Source organism: Archangium violaceum (assembly GCF_016887565.1).
Taxonomy (GTDB): domain Bacteria; phylum Myxococcota; class Myxococcia; order Myxococcales; family Myxococcaceae; genus Archangium; species Archangium violaceum_B.
Map to the genome: position 1 here is coordinate 3683973 of NZ_CP069396.1, position 17154 is coordinate 3701126.

At 69.5% G+C, this 17154-nt stretch carries 16 protein-coding genes; 5 read left to right on the top strand and 11 right to left on the bottom strand.

What is annotated here, in order from left to right:
* Positions 1-30: 30 nt before the first annotated feature.
* Complete coding sequence (locus tag JRI60_RS15300) at positions 31-1032, bottom strand: hypothetical protein (RefSeq protein WP_204226599.1); 1002 nt, start codon at positions 1030-1032, stop codon at positions 31-33.
* 23 nt (positions 1033-1055) lie between these two features.
* On the opposite strand from JRI60_RS15300, the gene JRI60_RS15305 reads away from it, so the two are divergent.
* Positions 1056-2957 carry a hypothetical protein gene (locus JRI60_RS15305; RefSeq protein ID WP_204226600.1) on the top strand — a complete coding sequence of 634 codons (1902 nt, stop codon included), beginning with the start codon at positions 1056-1058 and terminating at the stop codon, positions 2955-2957.
* Here the strand turns inward: JRI60_RS15305 and JRI60_RS15310 are convergent.
* From JRI60_RS15310 to JRI60_RS15335, 6 genes are all read right to left on the bottom strand, one after another.
* Positions 2938-3369 carry a demethoxyubiquinone hydroxylase family protein gene (locus JRI60_RS15310; protein ID WP_204226601.1) on the bottom strand — a complete coding sequence of 144 codons (432 nt, stop codon included), beginning with the start codon at positions 3367-3369 and terminating at the stop codon, positions 2938-2940. The two genes, JRI60_RS15305 and JRI60_RS15310, sit on opposite strands and share 20 nt — an antisense overlap.
* A gap of 105 nt (positions 3370-3474) precedes the next feature.
* Positions 3475-4617 carry an NAD-dependent epimerase/dehydratase family protein gene (locus JRI60_RS15315; protein WP_204226602.1) on the bottom strand — a complete coding sequence of 381 codons (1143 nt, stop codon included), beginning with the start codon at positions 4615-4617 and terminating at the stop codon, positions 3475-3477.
* A 93-nt stretch (positions 4618-4710) separates the two neighbouring features.
* Positions 4711-6345, bottom strand: coding sequence for a hypothetical protein (locus tag JRI60_RS15320; protein WP_204226603.1), 1635 nt, complete (start codon positions 6343-6345; stop codon positions 4711-4713).
* A 37-nt stretch (positions 6346-6382) separates the two neighbouring features.
* Positions 6383-7306 (bottom strand): patatin-like phospholipase family protein, encoded by a 924-nt coding sequence (locus JRI60_RS15325; RefSeq protein ID WP_204226604.1) that lies wholly within the window; start codon positions 7304-7306, stop codon positions 6383-6385.
* A gap of 179 nt (positions 7307-7485) precedes the next feature.
* Positions 7486-9276 carry a membrane dipeptidase gene (locus JRI60_RS15330; RefSeq protein ID WP_204226605.1) on the bottom strand — a complete coding sequence of 597 codons (1791 nt, stop codon included), beginning with the start codon at positions 9274-9276 and terminating at the stop codon, positions 7486-7488.
* A gap of 49 nt (positions 9277-9325) precedes the next feature.
* Positions 9326-10567 carry a radical SAM/SPASM domain-containing protein gene (locus tag JRI60_RS15335; RefSeq protein WP_239470536.1) on the bottom strand — a complete coding sequence of 414 codons (1242 nt, stop codon included), beginning with the start codon at positions 10565-10567 and terminating at the stop codon, positions 9326-9328.
* A 175-nt stretch (positions 10568-10742) separates the two neighbouring features.
* Between JRI60_RS15335 and JRI60_RS15340 the strand changes: the two genes are divergently transcribed.
* Entirely contained in the window at positions 10743-11105 is a 363-nt protein-coding gene (locus tag JRI60_RS15340) for a hypothetical protein (protein WP_204226607.1), read from the top strand.
* Between the two features lie 23 nt (positions 11106-11128).
* Here JRI60_RS15340 and JRI60_RS15345 read toward each other — a convergent pair whose 3' ends face one another.
* Positions 11129-11638, bottom strand: a complete 510-nt coding sequence (locus tag JRI60_RS15345; protein WP_204226608.1) for a DUF4442 domain-containing protein — start codon at positions 11636-11638, stop codon at positions 11129-11131.
* A 166-nt stretch (positions 11639-11804) separates the two neighbouring features.
* Between JRI60_RS15345 and JRI60_RS15350 the strand changes: the two genes are divergently transcribed.
* Complete coding sequence (locus JRI60_RS15350; RefSeq protein ID WP_204226609.1) at positions 11805-12257, top strand: hypothetical protein; 453 nt, start codon at positions 11805-11807, stop codon at positions 12255-12257.
* Positions 12258-12332: 75 nt separating this feature from the next.
* Here the strand turns inward: JRI60_RS15350 and JRI60_RS15355 are convergent, their stop codons facing one another.
* Together JRI60_RS15355 and JRI60_RS15360 are read right to left on the bottom strand one after the other, a co-directional pair.
* Complete coding sequence (locus JRI60_RS15355) at positions 12333-12914, bottom strand: DJ-1/PfpI family protein (protein WP_204226610.1); 582 nt, start codon at positions 12912-12914, stop codon at positions 12333-12335.
* Positions 12915-12974: 60 nt separating this feature from the next.
* Complete coding sequence (locus JRI60_RS15360) at positions 12975-13628, bottom strand: HAD family hydrolase (RefSeq protein WP_204226611.1); 654 nt, start codon at positions 13626-13628, stop codon at positions 12975-12977.
* A 190-nt stretch (positions 13629-13818) separates the two neighbouring features.
* Here JRI60_RS15360 and JRI60_RS15365 point away from each other — a divergent pair, with 190 nt between their 5' ends.
* Complete coding sequence (locus tag JRI60_RS15365; RefSeq protein WP_204226612.1) at positions 13819-15741, top strand: YgiQ family radical SAM protein; 1923 nt, start codon at positions 13819-13821, stop codon at positions 15739-15741.
* A gap of 88 nt (positions 15742-15829) precedes the next feature.
* Positions 15830-16279 (top strand): hypothetical protein, encoded by a 450-nt coding sequence (locus JRI60_RS15370; protein WP_204226613.1) that lies wholly within the window; start codon positions 15830-15832, stop codon positions 16277-16279.
* Positions 16280-16282: 3 nt separating this feature from the next.
* Here the strand turns inward: JRI60_RS15370 and JRI60_RS15375 are convergent, their stop codons facing one another.
* Positions 16283-17137: a CheR family methyltransferase gene (locus JRI60_RS15375; RefSeq protein WP_204226614.1), complete on the bottom strand. Its 855-nt coding sequence runs from the start codon at positions 17135-17137 to the stop codon at positions 16283-16285.
* Between the last annotated feature and the right edge of the window lie 17 nt (positions 17138-17154).

Here is a 17154-nt window from a genome sequence, read left to right on the forward strand (position 1 = left end):
CCGGGGCCTGGGTGGGTGGGGCGTCCGCGGTCAGGCGCCGTGCTGGCGCTCCAGCGCGCGCAGCGCGGCGCGGGTCCGTCTCAGCCCCACCGCGTAGACGACGGCCAGCACCGCCAGGCAGGCCAGCCCCAGCCAGGTGTAGCGGCGGACGAGGTCCATCTCGCTCCAGCCGTAGGTGTCGGCGAGCACGGAAGGATCCGACAGTCCGGAGCCCTCGTTCATGCCGAAGGGAATGAGCTCGAGGTTGCTCCGGGCGGCCCACCACTCGGTGAAGGCGTCCATGAAGGACACGGCGCCGATGACCAGGTAGCCCCAGTGCAGCCAGCCCCGGCGCAGGGCGGAGTCCCTGGGCGCGTAGAGGGTCACCATCAGGAGGCTGCCGATGACCAGACAGCCCCCATCTCCGCCGAAGGTGAAGAGCTGTCTGGCCGAGGAGATGGACAGCCCCACGGTGCACACGAACTGCAGGACGAGCCCCGTGGCTCCGGCGATCATCAGGACCCGGCTCCGGGAGAGGTAGCCGCGGAAGATGAGCGCCCCGAGCGAGGCGGCCAGCAGCACGAAGACGACGTTGGAGCGCTCTCCCCAGATGGGAGTGAACCAGGGCCCGGGGATGGCGGGGAAGCCGCAGAACCAGGCGGAGACGGCGTGCCCCAACTCGTGGATCCACATGGAGAGGAAGGTGCGGAGCAGCGCGCGCGGCAGGGACGACTGCATGAGCAGCCAGGCCACGGCCAGCGCCACGGGGAGGGCGAACTGGTGCAGCCGCAGCTCGTCCCGGGCGTCGTCGAGGTCTCCTCGCCAGGAGAGCGTCTCCGCCGGGAGGTGGGGAGGGCGCTCGGGCTCGGGGAAGGCGAGGGCGGGAAGCGCCTGGGGCTCCTCCACGACGGGCGGTGGGGGCGCGGCCCTGGCGGCGAGCTGCGCGGCCCGTGCCTCCGCCTTGGCGTAGAGGACGCCGCACCTCGGGCACTCGGGCGCGAGGATGCGGGGCTCACCACAGCGGGGGCAGACCTTGGGCTGGTGGCTCTCCATTGGATGTAGTGTACATGGCGCCCATGGGAAGGAACGAGGCGGGCGCCGGACGGTGGGCGCCGCTGGTGGCCGTGCTGCTCGGGACGTTGCTGTGGCCCTCGGCGTGGGTGGGGGTGCCACCGCACTCGGCCGACCATAACGTCCACCTGGCCAACGCGGTGGAGAGCGGGCTCCTGCTGCGCTCCGGGCGCCTGGTGGGCTGGAGCGACTTCCAGTTCGCGGGACATCCGGCCAACGCCTTCTACCCGCCGCTCGTCAACCTCACCGTGCCCGCGCTCCACCTGCTCACCGGAGGCCTCCTGGGCTGGGAGGGGACGTACTCCGTCGTCCTCCTGGTGTTCCTCGGGGGCTTCGCGCTGGCGCTGTTCGTGCTGCTGCGCCCGGTGCTCGGTCCGCTCTGGGCGCTGGGCGCGCTGGGCCTGTGCCTCTTCGTGGACAGGGGCGGCACGTACGCGGGTGGCCGGCACTGGTACCTCGACATGGGCGTCTGGCCGTTCGGCGCGTCCGTGGCCCTGGTGCTGGCGGCGCTCGCTCGGCTGCCGGAGCTCCTGGTGGGGGGAGGGCGCCGCGAGGCCCTCGTTCCGGGGGCGTTGCTGGGCCTGGGCCTGCTGGCGCATCCCTTCGCGCTCGTCCTCTTCTTCCCGCTCGCCGCGCCGCTGGTGCTCCTCGTCTGGAAGGAGGCGGGGGGCGGACTCCGTGCCCCGAGGCGGTGGCTGGCCGTGTCCGCCATCGGCCTGGGCCTGGCGGCATGGTGGCTCGTCCCGTTCCTCCTCCGGGGTGGGCAGGCCGAGCACGTAGGATCGCCGCCCCAGTCCCTGACGAGGCTGTGGAGCGGGATCTGGGGAGGCGAGCTCGTGCCGGGGCTGCCGGGGTGGGTGGGGCCGCTGGCGGTGGTGGGCTCGGGGGTGGCGTGGCTGAAGGGAGGCGTGAGGGGGCGCTGGCTCGTGCTCGCCACCTGGGGCGCGCTGCTGCTGACGACGGACGGGCCGTACCGCCTCCTGGGGTTGGAGAAGAACCGGACGATCGAGGGGCTTCAGGTGGTGCGTTTCCGGGCGGTGGGGCGCCTGTTGCTGGTGGGGCTCTCCGTGCTGACCGTGCGCGAGCTGTTCGCCACGCTGCGCGCGCGCCATTGGTGGAGGGCGGGGACGTTGGGGCTCCTGGCGTGTGCGGGCGTGGGCACGTGGCGTCTTCGGGGAGGAGATCCCCCGGGGGGCACCTCGGAGCCGCCCAAGCACTTCCAGTGCTACACGGCCGAGGAGGAGGCCGGGCTCGAGCAACTGCTGCGGGAGGCCCTCCCGCGAATGGGGCGGGGGCGCCTGGCGCTCTACAATCCCTCACCCCACCAGCACTGCCTGATGCTCGCGGTGCCCCGGGTGGAGCGCCCCTTCTTCAAGGTGGGCTACACGCCGGCCACCGTCTTCGGCGGCAAGTTCAGCACCACGGATCCGGTGATGCTGGGACACCTGGGGGTGACGGCGGTGCTGATGGACGCGCCGGCCGACGCGTCGCTGGCGGGCCTGCCGGTGCTTGCGAGGCGGGGGCGGTTCGAGGTGCGGGAGGTCCATCCACTCCCCCGCGTCGTCGCCGAGACGCCCGGAGCGCAGGCGGAGGTGCTGTCCTGGGAGGACGAGGCGGTGCGCCTGCGCATCACCGGGCCCGAGCCCACCGAGGTGTTGCTCTGGATGGGCTGGGCCCCCGAATGGCGGGCCACGCGCGAGGGGCGGGAGGTGCCGCTCGAGCCGGCGCTCGTCGAGAGCGCGCGGTTGATGAAGCTGCGCGCGGCGCCGGGCGAGGTGGAGCTGCGCTTCGGGCCCTCGAGAGGAGCGCGTCCGGCGGCGCTCCTCTCGGTGTTGACCCTCTTGGGAATGGCGTGGGCGGTGCGGCCGCGTCCACGCCCTTCCTCCGTCAGTGGATCGTCTTCTTGAGACGGCTCATGCGCTCGTGGGTGCGCTTCTGAGCGGGCAGCAGCTCCATGCGGACCAGGCGGCGGGCCTCGCCGTGGGTCTTGTCCATGTCGCGCTGGTAGTCCGCGAGGCCGTGGTCCTCGCCCTCCTCGAGCGCCTGTATGGCCGCCTTCTCTCCGAGGACATCGGCGCCCGCCTGGATCAGCTTCGAGAAGGTGCCCCAGATGCCCGAGCCTCCAGCGGGTTTGCCTCCGAGCTTCTCGATGCGATCACGGAGGGTGTCCACGCGGTGCTCGTGGTCGTGCAGGCAGTCTTCCAGCTGACTGCGGATCTTCTCGTCCGACACGTGGCCGATGGCCTGACGGTAGGTCTCCACGGCGGAGATCTCCCCACGAAGGAACGAGTTGAGCGTCTCGACGTCGGTATTCGCCATGCGCGTTCTCCCTGCATGAATGGGCTCGCGCAAAGGTGATGCTCCCTCGCGGGGCGGCAACGAACGCTTCGTCGGCCGCCCCCCCTCCGGGTCTGAGACGCGAGCCTATCCCTGCTTGCCCTGTGCCTGGGCCCAGAGCGAAAGCAACTCGGCCTCACGTTCCGGGGAAAGTCCGGCACGAGGCTTGTCGCGGCGCTCCTGGGGTTGGCTCTTGAACCAGGCGAGCGCATCCCGGGTGGTGATGACCGGCGAGCGGAACTTCAGCCCGGCGCTCACCGCCCGGGCATTGCTGCGCAGGTGCATGCCCGCGTAGGCCCCGAGGGCCGGAGCCCAGATGGGGATGGCGCCCTCGCCGTCCTCGCCGTTCTTCAGGAGGAACTCGCCGGGCACCCAGGTGAGCTTCGTGTCCTTGCCCGTCACCTCCCTGCACGCGGCGAACATCTCGCCCATGGTCCAGGGCTTCTCCGGCCCCACGGCGTTGAAGGTGCCCGGGGTGTTGTTCTCGATCAGCAGCACGAGCCACTCGGCCAGGTCGCGCGCGTCGATGATCTGCAGCGGATCCGACGGGCTGCCCGGGGCGAGCATCTCGCCGCCCTGCTCGAAGCGCCGGGGGAAGTACGAGTAGCGGTCCGAACCATCCTCGGGACCGACGATGTAGCCGGGGCGGACGACGGTGGCGCGGCCGGGCATGGCCTTCTCGGTGGCCTCCTCGCACGCGCGCTTCAGCCCGCCGTAGTTCTCGAAGTTCTTGCCCATCGTCTCGACGGTGGGGTCCGCGAGCGTCGCGGTCGCGGCGGTCTCGTCCGCGTAGGGGGTGTCGTTCTTCGCGTACGCCGAGACGCTGGAGATGTAGACGTACTGCCCGATGTTGGGGGCCAGCAGCTCGGCGGAGGCCCGGACCATGCGCGGGTATTGGCCGGAGGTGTCGAGGACCGCGTCGAACGAACGGCCCTCGAGTGCCTTCAGGCCCTCGCCCTTTTTCGGATCCCGATCCCCGTGCAGCTTCTCCACGTCCGGGAACAGGTGCGGCCGTGTCCTGCCGCGGTTGAAGAGCGTCAGCGTGTGTCCGCGCGCCTGGGCGGCGGTGACGAACGCCGGGCCGAGAAAGTTCGTGCCACCCAGGACGAGGATCTTCTTCTTGGAGGAGGCGCGGCCCTCACCGGACGAGGCCCGCATGCCGGGCGCGCAGGCCGTCAGCGCGCTCGCGGCCAGGATGTACTGCAGGAACTGCCTTCGGGAAGTGGTCATGGTCAGGAGTCGAAGGGTAACCGAGAAGGGGAGCGACCGGGCCACGAACGGCCCGGTCCCTCGGTAGCCCCCCAAGACACCCGGCGGTTTTTCCTATTCCCCACGTGCCTGGGCGTCGGCTTCGAGCTCGAGGAAGACCTTTCCATCGCTTCCAGCGAGCCCGAGCAGCCACATCAGATCCGGCACCTCCGCGCCCTCCTTCATCCAGATGCGGAAGCATTGCGTGCGATTGTCCCGCCAGAACGCCACGCCCCCCATATCCGTTCCGGCCTCGGGCCTGTCGGTGCCCACCCTCGGAGACAGCGAACGCCGGGGGCCGAGCTCGATCCACCTTTCCTTCTCGGGGGAGGACGTGCCGCAGCCCTGGTTGCCCACCCGCAACGTGACCGTGGGAAGGGCAGCGGAGAACAGGATCGCGACCTCTGGACCTACCCGCCGGAGGGCTGCCTTCGTCGAGGCGGGGGGCTGGTGGCCGGGACCCACCACGAGCGCGAGCGACTCAAGGCCGATGTGCCTGGCCGCCGAGACCAGCGCTGTCAGCGCCGGGACCGGCAATCCCTCCTGGAGCGCCACTGGGATCCAGGGAGGCGGGGTGGCCTGTCCGCTGAGAGCGAAGAACGTCATGTGCCGTTGCTGGGCATCCAGCACCCGGGCGAGGGCCTCGGTGCCCTCGCTCCAGGCCACCCGAGGACCGTGGGGGGACGACAGTCCATCCGGGTGGGCGATGAGCGCCGGTGGGGGGACGTATCTCAGGTTGGGAACCTCGGCCTGGATCAGGGTCGCGACATGGGCGTCATCTCCGGCGATACCGCTGGAGCGCTCCGCCTCTCGGAAGATGAAGCGCTCGGCCATCCGGTCCACGCCGTGAGCGCTCACGATGATGGCGAGCACGAACCCCCGGGTGACAAGGCTCACGGGATGCGTCCGTGGAGCACGAAGGCCACGGATGAGCCAGATGCACGAGGACAGCAGCGCCACTGCGAGTGTGGCCTGGCGGAGCAGATGGAGCAGGGACCACCGTTCCGCGAGTACATCGTGCGTGGAATCCCATGTCGCCAGTCCCGACTGGGCGACGGCGGCGAGGAGGTCGAACGCTGTCCTCGAGGCGAGGCTGGCGCAAACCCCGTTGACCACGAGTCCTGCCAGGCAGAGTCCACCCAGGCGCTTGGTGCCAGCGTCCTCAGGGCGGGAGCCCGAGGGTTCTCCGGGCGGCTCGGGAACGAGCCCGACTCCGGCCACATCGAGAATCAGTGCCACGATGAGCGCGCCGAGCAGCAGCATGCAGCCGAGGATGACGATGGAGCGGACGCTCATGAGCTCCGCCAAGCCTATCGCCAGCGTCGCCCATGAGGAGGCGTGGCCCACGGTCGCCATGAGGCCCACGACGCCGTACTTGCAATGGACGAAGAGGTACAACGAGCACAGGAGCCAGGGCAGTCCGATCAACAGCGAGGACGACTTCAAGGCGGGCCGCTGGTATTTGCCCCAGCGGTAGAAGATCACCGCCAGGAGCACCGGGCTGAAGATCAGCCAGGTCAGGAGGAGCCGCTGCGTCAACGGGACGTAGCGGCTGACATCGGACACGAAGAAATGCCCATCGTATTGCAGCCTCTGGGCTTCGAGCCGTTGGTGCAGCGCGTAGGCGCACGCCGGTCCATACAGGAACAGCGGGGGTAGGCTGGCATAGAGCCAACCACGCCAGGCGCGAGTCTTTCGCTGGATGGACACGGTCCCCAGCGTAGCATCGAGCCGGGCGGCGGGTGGGCTACGGAGCCGGCATCGAGGGGACGGGTGGAGGGACGTTCACCACGGTCTGCTGGAGCATCGCCATCCGCGCGACGTCCTCGCCGTGCCGCATGCGCAGCCGGATCGTCTCGGGCGAGAAGTCGAGGGAGTCCCCCATCGGCTTGCGCGGGGTGAGCACGGTGATGGGGCAGTAGCGATAGGCGCTCCCATCGGGCTTCTTCAGGGTCAAGCCCGCCTCGTGGGCCTGTCTCACGACGTCATTGATGCGGACGAACTCGTCCACGTCGTTGAGCAGGATTTCATTGATGGTGATGTCGGTGAGGCTGCGCTTGGCCACGTCCACGATGTTGGCCGGAGTCTTCGCCGATTCGACCTCTCCCGCGCTGCAGGGGATGACCACGATCTCGGTCGCGTTGAAGCGCAGTGCGTCACCGAGGGGGGTGACGTTGCGCAGACCTCCGTCCACGAACGCCTTCGGGCCAATCGCTTCCCAGATGACGGGCATCGTCGCGCTGTGCCACACCGCGTCCAGGAAGTCCGGAGCATCGCTGTCCACCAGATCGTACAGTCCCGACACGAGCGAGACGCGGCCGACATGGGTGGGGATGCGGAAGGGCCGTCCCTTGGCGTGCTTCTCGATGAGCGCCCGCAGCGGCGTGTCATCGTAGAACCCGAGCTTGCGCTGGACGGCGAGCCGGAAGGCCACGATGGGCCAGGAGAACTTCTTGTAGATGTCCTGCTCGCGGATGTTCAGCCAGAGGTTCATCAGCCGTTGGTACTCCTCCTGCGCGAGGAGCGTGCCATTCAGGGCTCCGACGGACACTCCGAAGATGCGCTCCCAGCGGAACCCGAACTGTTCGCGCAGGACGCGCTCGGCGCCGACCTGAAACGCACCCTTGGCACCACCGCCGGAAAGAACGAGTGTAGCGAGTCGCTCCGCCATGGCCTGCCCCCCGATGGCGTGGATCGGCGATGCGGTAACGGAATCGTCGCCACGCGGATGCGGCGTTCATACCGGTGCATCCAGGGGGCCGGAATCACCCCGGAGCGCGGGGCCACGGTCCTGGGCGAGACATCCAAGGCCCGGGAGCTCGTCCCGGAGTGCGAGAACCTCCCGGCTCTTCAACGTGGTGGTTTCACGCGGGGGCCGGGACGGGGCGTGGAGGGGGCGGCGGGCTTGGGGGCGGGTGGCTCGCCGAGCCTGGGAATCGCGGCATCCGCCAGGTCGCCACCGAGGAGGGCCGCGGAGCGTGACTCGCAGGCCTCCCACATGCGGAGGAAGGCCTCGGCCGAGGAGAAGAGCGGATCCATCTGCGCATCCGTCATGCCCACGTGGACGAGGTCGCGGATGAAGTCCGGCAGCAGGCCGATGTGGGCCAGCCCATCGGTGTTGAAGTCGAACTCGCGCGTGTTGGCTCGTGCCTTCACGAAGGGCGCGTCCGAGCGGTACATGGTGCCCGCGTAGGGCAGTTGCGGTTTGTCGATCTGCCGCCGTTGCTGGACGGGGCGCCGCTTCTCGCGCGCCTTGTCATCCTTCAGGCTGTAGGCGGCGTTGGGCCCGTAGCGAGGGCCCGGCTGCTGGTTGAGGCCATTGAAGTCGGTGCCCATGGCCACGCCGCCAGCGCCCACCTCGCGCAGCAGGGACAGGGCGTACTGGTAGGACTGGGCCCACGTCTTGGAGGAGCGCGCGCAGTCGTTCTCCACCGTGCCGCCGGGGAAGTCCTTCAGCTCGAGCTGGTTGGTGATGGGGGCCAGCAGTCCGCCCAGCGCGAGGATGCGCCGGGCCTGCTCGCGCGTCTTCTGGTACTCGCTGGCGCGCTTGGACTTGCGGCTCGTGTCCTGGGGGGCCAGGGCCTGCTCGCGGAAGGCGCAGTGCGAGGCGACGACGGGGTAGCCCGTCTGCTCGGCCAGGCCGAGCACCGAGTCGGTGCAGCGCTCGGACATGTGCTCCACGTCGAGGATGAAGCCCTGGCGCATGGCCTCGCGCAGGAAGGTTTCCCCCAGGGGCGTGAGGCCGAGCTGGTTGACGTGGCCCTGGCCCGGGGCGTTGAGGGCGTAGCCGTGCGGGTAGTGCGCCCGGCGTGTCAGCTCGTAGAAGGCGATGACGAGCTTGGTCTGCGTGTCCAGGTCCTGTCCGAGCCGGAAGCCCACGCTGGGGTTGCCCTGGACGTCGAAGAAGCGCCCCCGCAGGAAGTGGTTCAACAGGTTGAACTTGTCGTCGTAGACGGCGGCGCCACCGAAGCTGTTGTTGGCCAGGTGCAGCGGGGTGATCATCCGGAAGCCCTGGTCCCGGAGCCACTGGAGGATGCGGGGCAGCCGCTCCTGGGGGAGGGCCTGCTTGTTGAGCAGCTCCCGGTCACCCAGGAGGCTGTCCAGCGAGTCCACCTCCACGCCAGCCACCACGGCCAGCTTGCCGGACGCGATGAGCCGGCGGGCCTCCGAGGCGCTCAGGGCCAGTCCCATCCAGCTCGAGTGCCGCTCGGTGAAGCGGCGCAGCTCGCGCATCTGCTTCTCGATGGAGCTCTCGTCCTTGTCGGGGTGGTGGAACTCCTCGGCCAGCAGCTCGTTGTTGACGGCCACGCTGCACAGCAGCCGCAGCCCTCCGGCATGGGCCCGTTGGATCCACTCCACGAAGAGCTGCTGGTGGACCATCGTGTTGAAGTGGGGCCAGTCGGCATAGGTGCCATGGCCGCAGGGGCCGTGGCCCACGCCGCCCTCGATGAAGACCTGCACCAGGGGCCAGTTCTTCCCGAAGTTGCCCAGGCCCCACTTGCCGTGGAGGTGGATGTCACATCGGGCGAGCGCCTGCTCCATCTTCCCATCCGGGAACCCGGCGAGCACATGTCCGCCGAAGCCCAGGTGGGCCATCACGTGGCAGTGGAGATCGGCGAATCCGAACACGGGGGAAGCCATGGGAACCTCCGGGGCCGGCTGCGAGAGGGGACAGCATGCACCGGACGCTTCAAGGCGTCGCGGCTTCCGGCCACTTTCGTCTCTTCACCAACTCTCGTGGCGTGGGAGGGCGCGGGTCCGGGGCATCGAGCGGCTCGACGACGAGCTCGAACAGTCCGTTGTCGAAAGGTTGGCCGGGAGCGGGAGCCTTCGGGGTGAGGCGCTCGCGCAGGCCCTGCTTCGCCAGCGTCCTCGCGCGATAGTGGCAATAGGGGTTGTTGCCCGGCCTGCCGAACAGCGAGTGCGCGGTGAAGCTGCACCCGGCCATGCACGCCGCCGCGAACGGGCAGGTGCGGCAGAAGCCCCAGAGGTCCTCCACGGTGCGCGTGCGCGTGAAGGCGAGCTCCGGCGAGCCCTCCCAGATGTCGCGCAGCGGCCGCTGGCGCAGGTTGCCGCCCACGTAGTGCGCCGTCTGCAGGGAGGGACACCCCTTCACGGCGCCATTGGACTCGATGCCCATCACGTACCGGCCCGCCATGCAGCCCCGCCAGTGGTCCCCGGCATCGGGGCGGGGCGAGCGCAGCAGGCCTTCCTCGGGCCCGAAGTACCCCAGGTTGTTGCCGGGCATGAGGGTGATGCCGTCCTCGAAGGCGCGCGTCTTCAGGGCCGCGATGCGGGGGAGCAGGTCGATCAAATCCCACGGCTGGAGCAGCATGGCCGGACGGTCCGCCGCGCGCCCGAGCGGGGCGGTGATCTGAAGCTGCCAGGCGCGGATGCCGAGCCCCTTCAGGTGCTCGTAGAGGGGCTCCAGGTCGGCCTGGTTGAGCCGGTTGAGGTTGGTGTTGGCCGCCACGCGCACGCCCGCCGCGCCCAGGAAGCGCAGCGCCCCGGTGGCCGAGGCGAAGCTGCCCGGGGCGGCACGCATCAGGTCGTGCGTGGGCTCCAACCCGTCGATGCTGACGGAGGCCGCGTACAGGCCGGCGTCGGCCACCTGCCGGGCGAGGGCCTCGGTGATGCCACGGCCGCCGGTGGTCATCCCCGGGCGGATGCCCGCCTCCTTCAATGCGCGGACGATGTCGAGGAAGCCCGGGTGCAGGTACGCCTCGCCGCCGATGAGCACCACCTCGCGGGCGCGCATCTCCCGGAGCTGACGGACCACGCCGAGCGCCTCCTCGGTGGAGAGCTCATCGGGGCGGTGCGTGCCCGCGCGCGAGCCGCAGTGGGTGCAGGGCTGATCGCAGCGGAGGGTGAGCTCCCAGACGACGTAGGCCGGGTGGTGGTCCGGCTGGGTGACCTCGAGTCGGCGCAACATGGACATGCCTTTGGATGGAGCAAGAAGCGGGCACAATCCCCACCCCTGACAGGAATGTCAGAGGGGATGAACGGGAAATCCCAACTATTTCAGGGATTTGGGAGCGGCATGCGATTCGCTCCAGGCTCGCCCGCCCGGCTACCATGGAGGTGGCCGCTGGATTCGAGGTGTTCCGATGACCGCTCTCTCCTCCTGTCAGAAATGTCGTGGTTTCGTCCCGCCCGCGAGCGCCGCGTGCGTGCACTGCGGTGCTCCCATGGTGGAGCAGGCGCCTCGCGGAGGCGTGATGCTGAAGGGCCTGCTCGGTGTGGCGGGCGCGGGTGTGGCGGCCATCACCCTGATGGCCTGTTACGGCATGCCCCCGTGCGACGCGCCACCGCCGGAGGGAAGCAACGACCCGTACCACTGCTACGACATCGAGGAGCCCTGCATCAGGGCCCTGCCGGATGGCGGCCGTGAGCCGTATTCCTGCGACGGGACGGTGGGCGGGGATGCCGGCACGCAGCCCGCTGATGCCGGGGTCGACGCGGGGCCCTGAGCGGTGAGGCTCGGGGGCTCGTGTCAGTGCGTGGCGGGGCCGATGAGCCAGTGCGCACGGGCCCGGGCCACCACCTCGCCGTTCTCATCGGTGAGGTCCGCCTGGACGTGGTACTCGCGCCGCTCACCGGCCACGGCGGTGGGGGCGCGGCACTCGGCGGTGATGGGGCCCCGGGCCTTCTTCAGGTAGTCCATCTCCAGGTGGGTGATGATGCCCCGCATGCCCTCGGGCAGAGCGGACATCATCGCCACGCCGGTGGCCACCTCGCCCAGGTTCATCAACGCGATGGCATGCACCGAGCGCAGGTGGTTGCGGACGCGGCGCCGGTCGCGCATGCGCACCCGGGTGTAGCCCTCCTCCAGGGTGAGCACCTCCGGGTGGATGGTGCCGGTATAGGGCGCGAGATTGCCGAGGATCTGCCCCATCAGGACCCCACCGCCGGGAGCGTGGCGCAGCAGGCTCCACGCGCGGCGCAGGGTCTCGGCCGAGGCGAGACGGGAGAGGGATTCGGTCAGGCTGGAGAGGGTGGGCATGGTCCAGGGACATAGCATTACGCCGAGGCGTGGGCCGTCTCCTCGCCCTGCGGCCATGCGCCCCGGCCCCCTGGCCATGCTTCACGGGGTGCCTACTTTCGTGGAGAGGGCTGAACGCGCTTTCAGATGGGCGCGGCTCGGACGATTCCACGAGAGGACTTCATCGATGGCACGCACAAGCAAGCAGCGCCGGAGCAGCAGCGGACGGGAGGCGCTCCGGAAGAACGGGATGATGGCGCACCTGCTGGACTCGCTCGACGCGGGCGAGGACATCGGCCACTTCGGCCGGCTCGTCTTCGCGATGGTGGCGCGCTACTTCATGGACGAGGAGGAGCTGCGCCAGACGCTGGTGCAGGATCCGGCCTGTGACGAGCACCAGGCGCTCTCGCTCATCGAGCAGGTGAAGCAGCGGGACTACAGCCCGCCCCGGCGCGAGAAGGTGCTCCAGTTCCAGGCGCAGCAGGAGTTCCCCATCTGCCCCAACGCGGAGGATCCGGACGCCTGCAACGTCTACAAGGATCTCCAGTTCCCGGAGAGTGTCTACGAGCACATCTCCGAGTACCGGGAGCAGAAGGCGCACGCACACGAAGAGGACGCGTCGGCGGCCGGTCCGGCGTGAGGCTTCGCGAGAAGTGGCTCCAGCGGGAGCTGGTCGCCCCGGCGGCAACGGGCACCGCCGGGGGCGAGCGCGGGCTCAGTGCTGGATGCGCGTGCCCAGCACCTGGAGGAAGCCGGCGATCCACTTCGGGTGCGCGGGCCAGGCCGGAGCGGTGACGAGGTTGCCGTCGATGACGGCGTCATCCACGGGGACCTGCACGTAGGTGCCCTTGGCGAGCGTCACCTCGGGGCCGCAGGCGGGGTAGGCCGTGCAGCGCTTGCCCTCGAGCACGCCCGCCGCCGCGAGCACCTGCAGCCCGTGGCAGACGGCGGCGATGGGCTTGCGCGCCTCGGCGAAGTGGCGCACCACCTGGAGGACCTTCGGGTTGAGCCGCAGGTACTCGGGGGCGCGGCCACCGGGAATCACCAGTCCCTCGTACTGGGAGGCCTCGATCTCCGCGAAGGTGGCGTTGACGGCGAAGTTGTGGCCCGGCTTCTCGCTGTACGTCTGCGCCCCGTCGAAGTCGTGCACCGCGGTGCGCACCGTGTCTCCGGCCTTCTTGTCCGGGCAGACGGCGTGGACCGTGTGTCCCACGGCCTGCAGGGCCTGGAACGGCACCATCACCTCGTAGTCCTCGACGTAGTCGCCCACCAGCATCAGCAGCTTCTTGCCTGCCATATGGCACCTCCGGGTTGAAGACGCTCCTTGGATAGCACAGCGAGCGTCCCGAGGCGCTCGTCAGGCGCGCGGAAGCGGGGGCAGGTGCTGGAGCAGCTGCCCCAGGTCCGGTTGGATTTCATCCGGAGTGGCGGTGGCGAGCAGCGCGGCGTCGTGGTTGCCCCAGGTGACGCCGTAGGTGCGCAGCCCCGCGGCCCGCCCGGCCTGCATGTCCGCGGTGGTGTCACCCACCATCCACAGGCCCTTGGCACCACCGAGCGCGCCCAGGGCCCGGTGGATGACATCCGGCGCGGGCTTGTGCGGGAAGCCATCGGTGCCCTGCACGTGGTCCACCATGGGCATCATCCCGAGCGCCTCGACGAAGCGCCGCGCCATGTCGGTGCGCTTGGTGGTGGCGATGGCCAGCTTGTAGCCCCGCTCCCGCAGGGTCCGCAGCAGCTCGAGGACGCCGGGGAAGGGGCGCGAGCGGTTGACGAAGTTGCGCGGGTAGTGCTCGCGGTAGATGGAGCACAGGCGCGTGACATCCTGCCCGGGCGCGAAGTGCTCGAACATCTCCTCCAGGGGGTGGCCGATGAGCACGCGCACCTCCGTGTCCGTGGGCACCGGCAGTCCCAGGCTCATCAAGCTGTACTGGAAGCTGGCGATGATGTCCGGCAGCGAGTCCACCAGCGTGCCGTCGAGGTCGAAGACGATCGTCTTGTGCATGGGCGTCATGGGGAGTGCCCGGGTCTCTATCACCCCGGACGGTGACCCGGGGAAGCTTCCCTCCTCGCCCGCCCTCCCACCTGCCAGGGCTCACCGGGAGGGGTGCCCGGCCCCCGGCTTGACGGGGGCCTGGGCGCTTTTTCGGACACCGGGCATTTGCATCGCCCCGTCTCCAGCGGTTAGGGGAGGGATGGGCACCATGGCCACACACTCCCGCTACTCGCACCCCTTCCTTCCCGTCACCCGCGCCGACATGCAGGCCCGGGGGTGGGAGCAGCTCGACATCATCATCGTCTCCGGGGACGCGTACGTGGACCATCCCGCGTTCGGCCCGGTGCTCATCGCCCGCTTCCTCGAGGGCCGCGGCTTCAAGGTGGGCATCATCGCCCAGCCGGACTGGCACTCGGCCGAGCCCTTCAAGGCCCTGGGCAAGCCGAGGCTCTTCTTCGGGGTGGCCGCCGGCAACCTCGACTCGATGCTCAACCGGCTCACCGCGCAGAAGAAGAACCGCTCGGAGGACCAGTACAGCCCGGGCGGCCGCACCAACTGCCGGCCGGACCGCGCCACCATCGTCTATGCCCAGCGCTGCCGCGAGGCGTACCCGGACGTGCCCATCGTCCTCGGGGGCATCGAGGCCTCGCTGCGGCGCATCGCGCACTACGACTACTGGAGCGACAAGGTGCGCCGCTCCATCCTCATGGACGCCAAGGCGGACCTGCTCGTCTTCGGCATGGGCGAGCGCCCCGTCTGGGAGATCGCCGACCGCATGCGCCGGGGCGAGAAGGTGGAGGACCTCCGCGACGTGCGCGGCACCGCGTACATCATCAACGACGCGGAGATGAAGACGCACGAGGCGGATCCGGCGAAGCGGGCCGCGGACCGCAAGGTGGTGGTGCTGCCCTCGTACGAGGAGGTGGTGGAGGACAAGCTGGCCTTCGCCCGCATGTCGCGCGACTTCCAGATGGAGACCAACCCCGGCAACGGGCGGCCCCTGGCGCAGCGGCACGGCAACCGCGCCGTCTACTTCAACCCGCCGGCGCAGCCGCTGGATGACGGGGAGGCGCGCGGCGACACGGTGGCCATGGACGAGCTGTACGACCTGTCCTTCAACCGTGTCCCGCACCCCATGTACAAGGAGGGCATCCCCGCCTACGAGACGGTGAAGCACTCCATCGTGCTGATGCGCGGGTGCTTCGGCGGCTGCACCTTCTGCTCCATCACCGAGCACGAGGGCCGCGTCATCCAGAGCCGCAGCGCGGAGAGCGTGCTGCGCGAGGTGCGGGCCCTGCGGCGCATGGGGGACTTCCGCGGCACCATCACGGACCTCGGTGGCCCCACGGCCAACATGTACAAGCTCAAGTGCAAGAGTCCGGACATCGAGCGCAAGTGCCGCAAGCTCTCGTGCGTGCACCCGGGCGTCTGCGAGAACCTCCAGACGGACCACGGGCCGCTCATCGACCTGATGAAGCAGGTGCGCGAGGAGGAGGGCGTCAAGCACGTCTTCATCGCCAGCGGGGTGCGCTACGACCTGGCCGAGCGCTCGCCCGAGTACGTGAAGGAGCTCGCCGCGCACCACGTGGGCGGACAGCTCTCGGTGGCGCCCGAGCACGTGTCGCCCCGGGTGCTGGAGAAGATGAAGAAGCCCGGCATCGAGAGCTTCGAGCGCTTCCAGAACATGTTCGCCTGCGCCAGCGAGGAGGCCGGCAAGGAGCAGTACGACATCCCGTACTTCATCAGCGGCCACCCGGGCTCGACGCTCGAGGACATGGTGGAGCTGGCGCTGTGGCTGAAGAAGAACGGCAAGCGCCCGCGCCAGGTGCAGGACTTCATCCCCACGCCCATGGCGATGGCCACGGCCATGTACTACTCGGGGTATGACCCCTTGAAGATGGAGCCCGTCTATACGGCCAAGGGTCTGCGGGAGAAGCGGCTGCAGAAGGCGCTGCTGCTCTACTGGAACCCCGAGCACTGGCCGCTGGCGCGCGAGGCGCTGACGCTGGCGGGCCGGGAGGACCTCATTGGCCGCGGGCCGCAGGCGCTGGTGCCTCCGGAAACCGGTGCCGAGGCCTCTCGCCGCAAGCAGGCCGAGGCCCGCGAGCGCTCGGAGCGCCGGACGCGCTGAGGGGCGCCTGGTCCCTCGCCCGCCTGTCCTCCGGACATATGGACTGGAGGCCCAGGCGGTTGCCGCGATGCATCCCCACCTTGGGGGAATGACGGACCTGTTCCAGCTCTTCGCGGTAGCCGCGGTGGTGATGGGAATCTCCCAGACCATCGCCAGGGAGCGCATCTTCGCGTCCTTGCGCGCGCGTCTGGGGGGGAAGGAGACGTGGTGTGGCTACCTGGTCTCCTGCCCCTACTGTGTCTCGCACTACGTGGCCTTCGTCCTGGTGCCGCTCACGGGCACCTATCCCATCCGCGTGGTGGTGGGGGGCTGGGTGGGGAGCGTGCTGAGCTGGTTCCTCTCCTCCGTCCTCCTCTCCGTCATCGCGGCCTTCTTCCGGGTCCTCTTCTGGTTCGTGGATGAGTCCCAGGGCCTGGTGCGACGGCGCCAGCGGACGGAGGAGGAGGAGATCGCCACCAAGCGCGTCATCCGCAAGCAGGTGGAGCAGCAGCTTCCTCCCGAACATCGCACGGAGTCCCCGCCGCCGGCCCCTCACTGAGGGCTAGGCGCGGCGCCGGTAGAGGCGCTCCTGGAAATCCACCTCGTCGTAGTCGTTCTCCAGCACCGTGTGGCGCAGCGTCTCGCCCCGGCCCAGGGCGAGGATGCCGAAGCGCCGCAGGGACTGGTGCAGCAGCCGGTGCACGCGCTCCTGCAACTGCGTGCCGAAGTAGATGAGCACGTTGCGGCACAGCACGACGTTGAACTCGTTGAAGGTGCCGTCGCTCACCAGGTTGTGCTGCGCGAAGACGATGTTCTTGCGCAGCGGGGCCTTGAAGATGGCGTGGTCGTAGTTGGCCGTGTAGTAGTCGCTGAAGGCCGCCGAGCCCCCGGCCCGCAGGTAGTTGGCGGTGTACTCGCGCATGTGCTCCAGCGGGAAGATGCCCGACTTGGCCCGCTCCACCACGGACGCGTTCATGTCCGTGGCGTAGATGCGGCTGCGCTCGTACAGCCCCGCCTCCATCAGGAGGATGGCCAGCGAGTACACCTCTTCCCCCGTCGAGCACCCCGCGTGCCAGATGCGCACGAAGGGCGCCGAGAAGAGGTGCGGAACGATCTTCTCCCGGAAGGCCACGAAGAAGCTCGGGTCGCGGAACATGGTGGTGGTGTTCACCGACAGGTGCTGCAGCAACAACTCCATCTTCGAGGAGTCGTGCAGCACCTGCGCCTGAAGCGCGGAGATGGTCTCCAGCCTCTGGGCGTGCACCATGTTCCACACCCGCCGCTTCAGCGACGCGCGGGCGTAGCCACGGAAGTCCAGTCCGTAGCGCCGCACGAGCCCCTCGAGGAGCAGATCCAGCTCGATCTCCTCGAGGGTCATCTCACCCTCCACCACCTCACGCGCCGCGCTCTCGCTCATCTTCCGTGACCCGTTGG

What these genes read in the sequence shown, in the direction of transcription:
- JRI60_RS15300 (WP_204226599.1), bottom strand. Translation starts at nt 1,032, where the DNA reads ATGGAGAGCCACCAGCCCAAGGTCTGCCCCCGCTGTGGTGAGCCCCGC.
- JRI60_RS15305 (WP_204226600.1), top strand. Translation starts at nt 1,056, where the DNA reads ATGGGAAGGAACGAGGCGGGCGCCGGACGGTGGGCGCCGCTGGTGGCC.
- JRI60_RS15310 (WP_204226601.1), bottom strand. Translation starts at nt 3,369, where the DNA reads ATGGCGAATACCGACGTCGAGACGCTCAACTCGTTCCTTCGTGGGGAG.
- JRI60_RS15315 (WP_204226602.1), bottom strand. Translation starts at nt 4,617, where the DNA reads ATGACCACTTCCCGAAGGCAGTTCCTGCAGTACATCCTGGCCGCGAGC.
- JRI60_RS15325 (WP_204226604.1), bottom strand. Translation starts at nt 7,306, where the DNA reads ATGGCGGAGCGACTCGCTACACTCGTTCTTTCCGGCGGTGGTGCCAAG.
- JRI60_RS15330 (WP_204226605.1), bottom strand. Translation starts at nt 9,276, where the DNA reads ATGGCTTCCCCCGTGTTCGGATTCGCCGATCTCCACTGCCACGTGATG.
- JRI60_RS15335 (WP_239470536.1), bottom strand. Translation starts at nt 10,567, where the DNA reads ATGTTGCGCCGACTCGAGGTCACCCAGCCGGACCACCACCCGGCCTAC.
- JRI60_RS15340 (WP_204226607.1), top strand. Translation starts at nt 10,743, where the DNA reads ATGACCGCTCTCTCCTCCTGTCAGAAATGTCGTGGTTTCGTCCCGCCC.
- JRI60_RS15345 (WP_204226608.1), bottom strand. Translation starts at nt 11,638, where the DNA reads ATGCCCACCCTCTCCAGCCTGACCGAATCCCTCTCCCGTCTCGCCTCG.
- JRI60_RS15350 (WP_204226609.1), top strand. Translation starts at nt 11,805, where the DNA reads ATGGCACGCACAAGCAAGCAGCGCCGGAGCAGCAGCGGACGGGAGGCG.
- JRI60_RS15355 (WP_204226610.1), bottom strand. Translation starts at nt 12,914, where the DNA reads ATGGCAGGCAAGAAGCTGCTGATGCTGGTGGGCGACTACGTCGAGGAC.
- JRI60_RS15360 (WP_204226611.1), bottom strand. Translation starts at nt 13,628, where the DNA reads ATGACGCCCATGCACAAGACGATCGTCTTCGACCTCGACGGCACGCTG.
- JRI60_RS15365 (WP_204226612.1), top strand. Translation starts at nt 13,819, where the DNA reads ATGGCCACACACTCCCGCTACTCGCACCCCTTCCTTCCCGTCACCCGC.
- JRI60_RS15370 (WP_204226613.1), top strand. Translation starts at nt 15,830, where the DNA reads ATGACGGACCTGTTCCAGCTCTTCGCGGTAGCCGCGGTGGTGATGGGA.
- JRI60_RS15375 (WP_204226614.1), bottom strand. Translation starts at nt 17,137, where the DNA reads ATGAGCGAGAGCGCGGCGCGTGAGGTGGTGGAGGGTGAGATGACCCTC.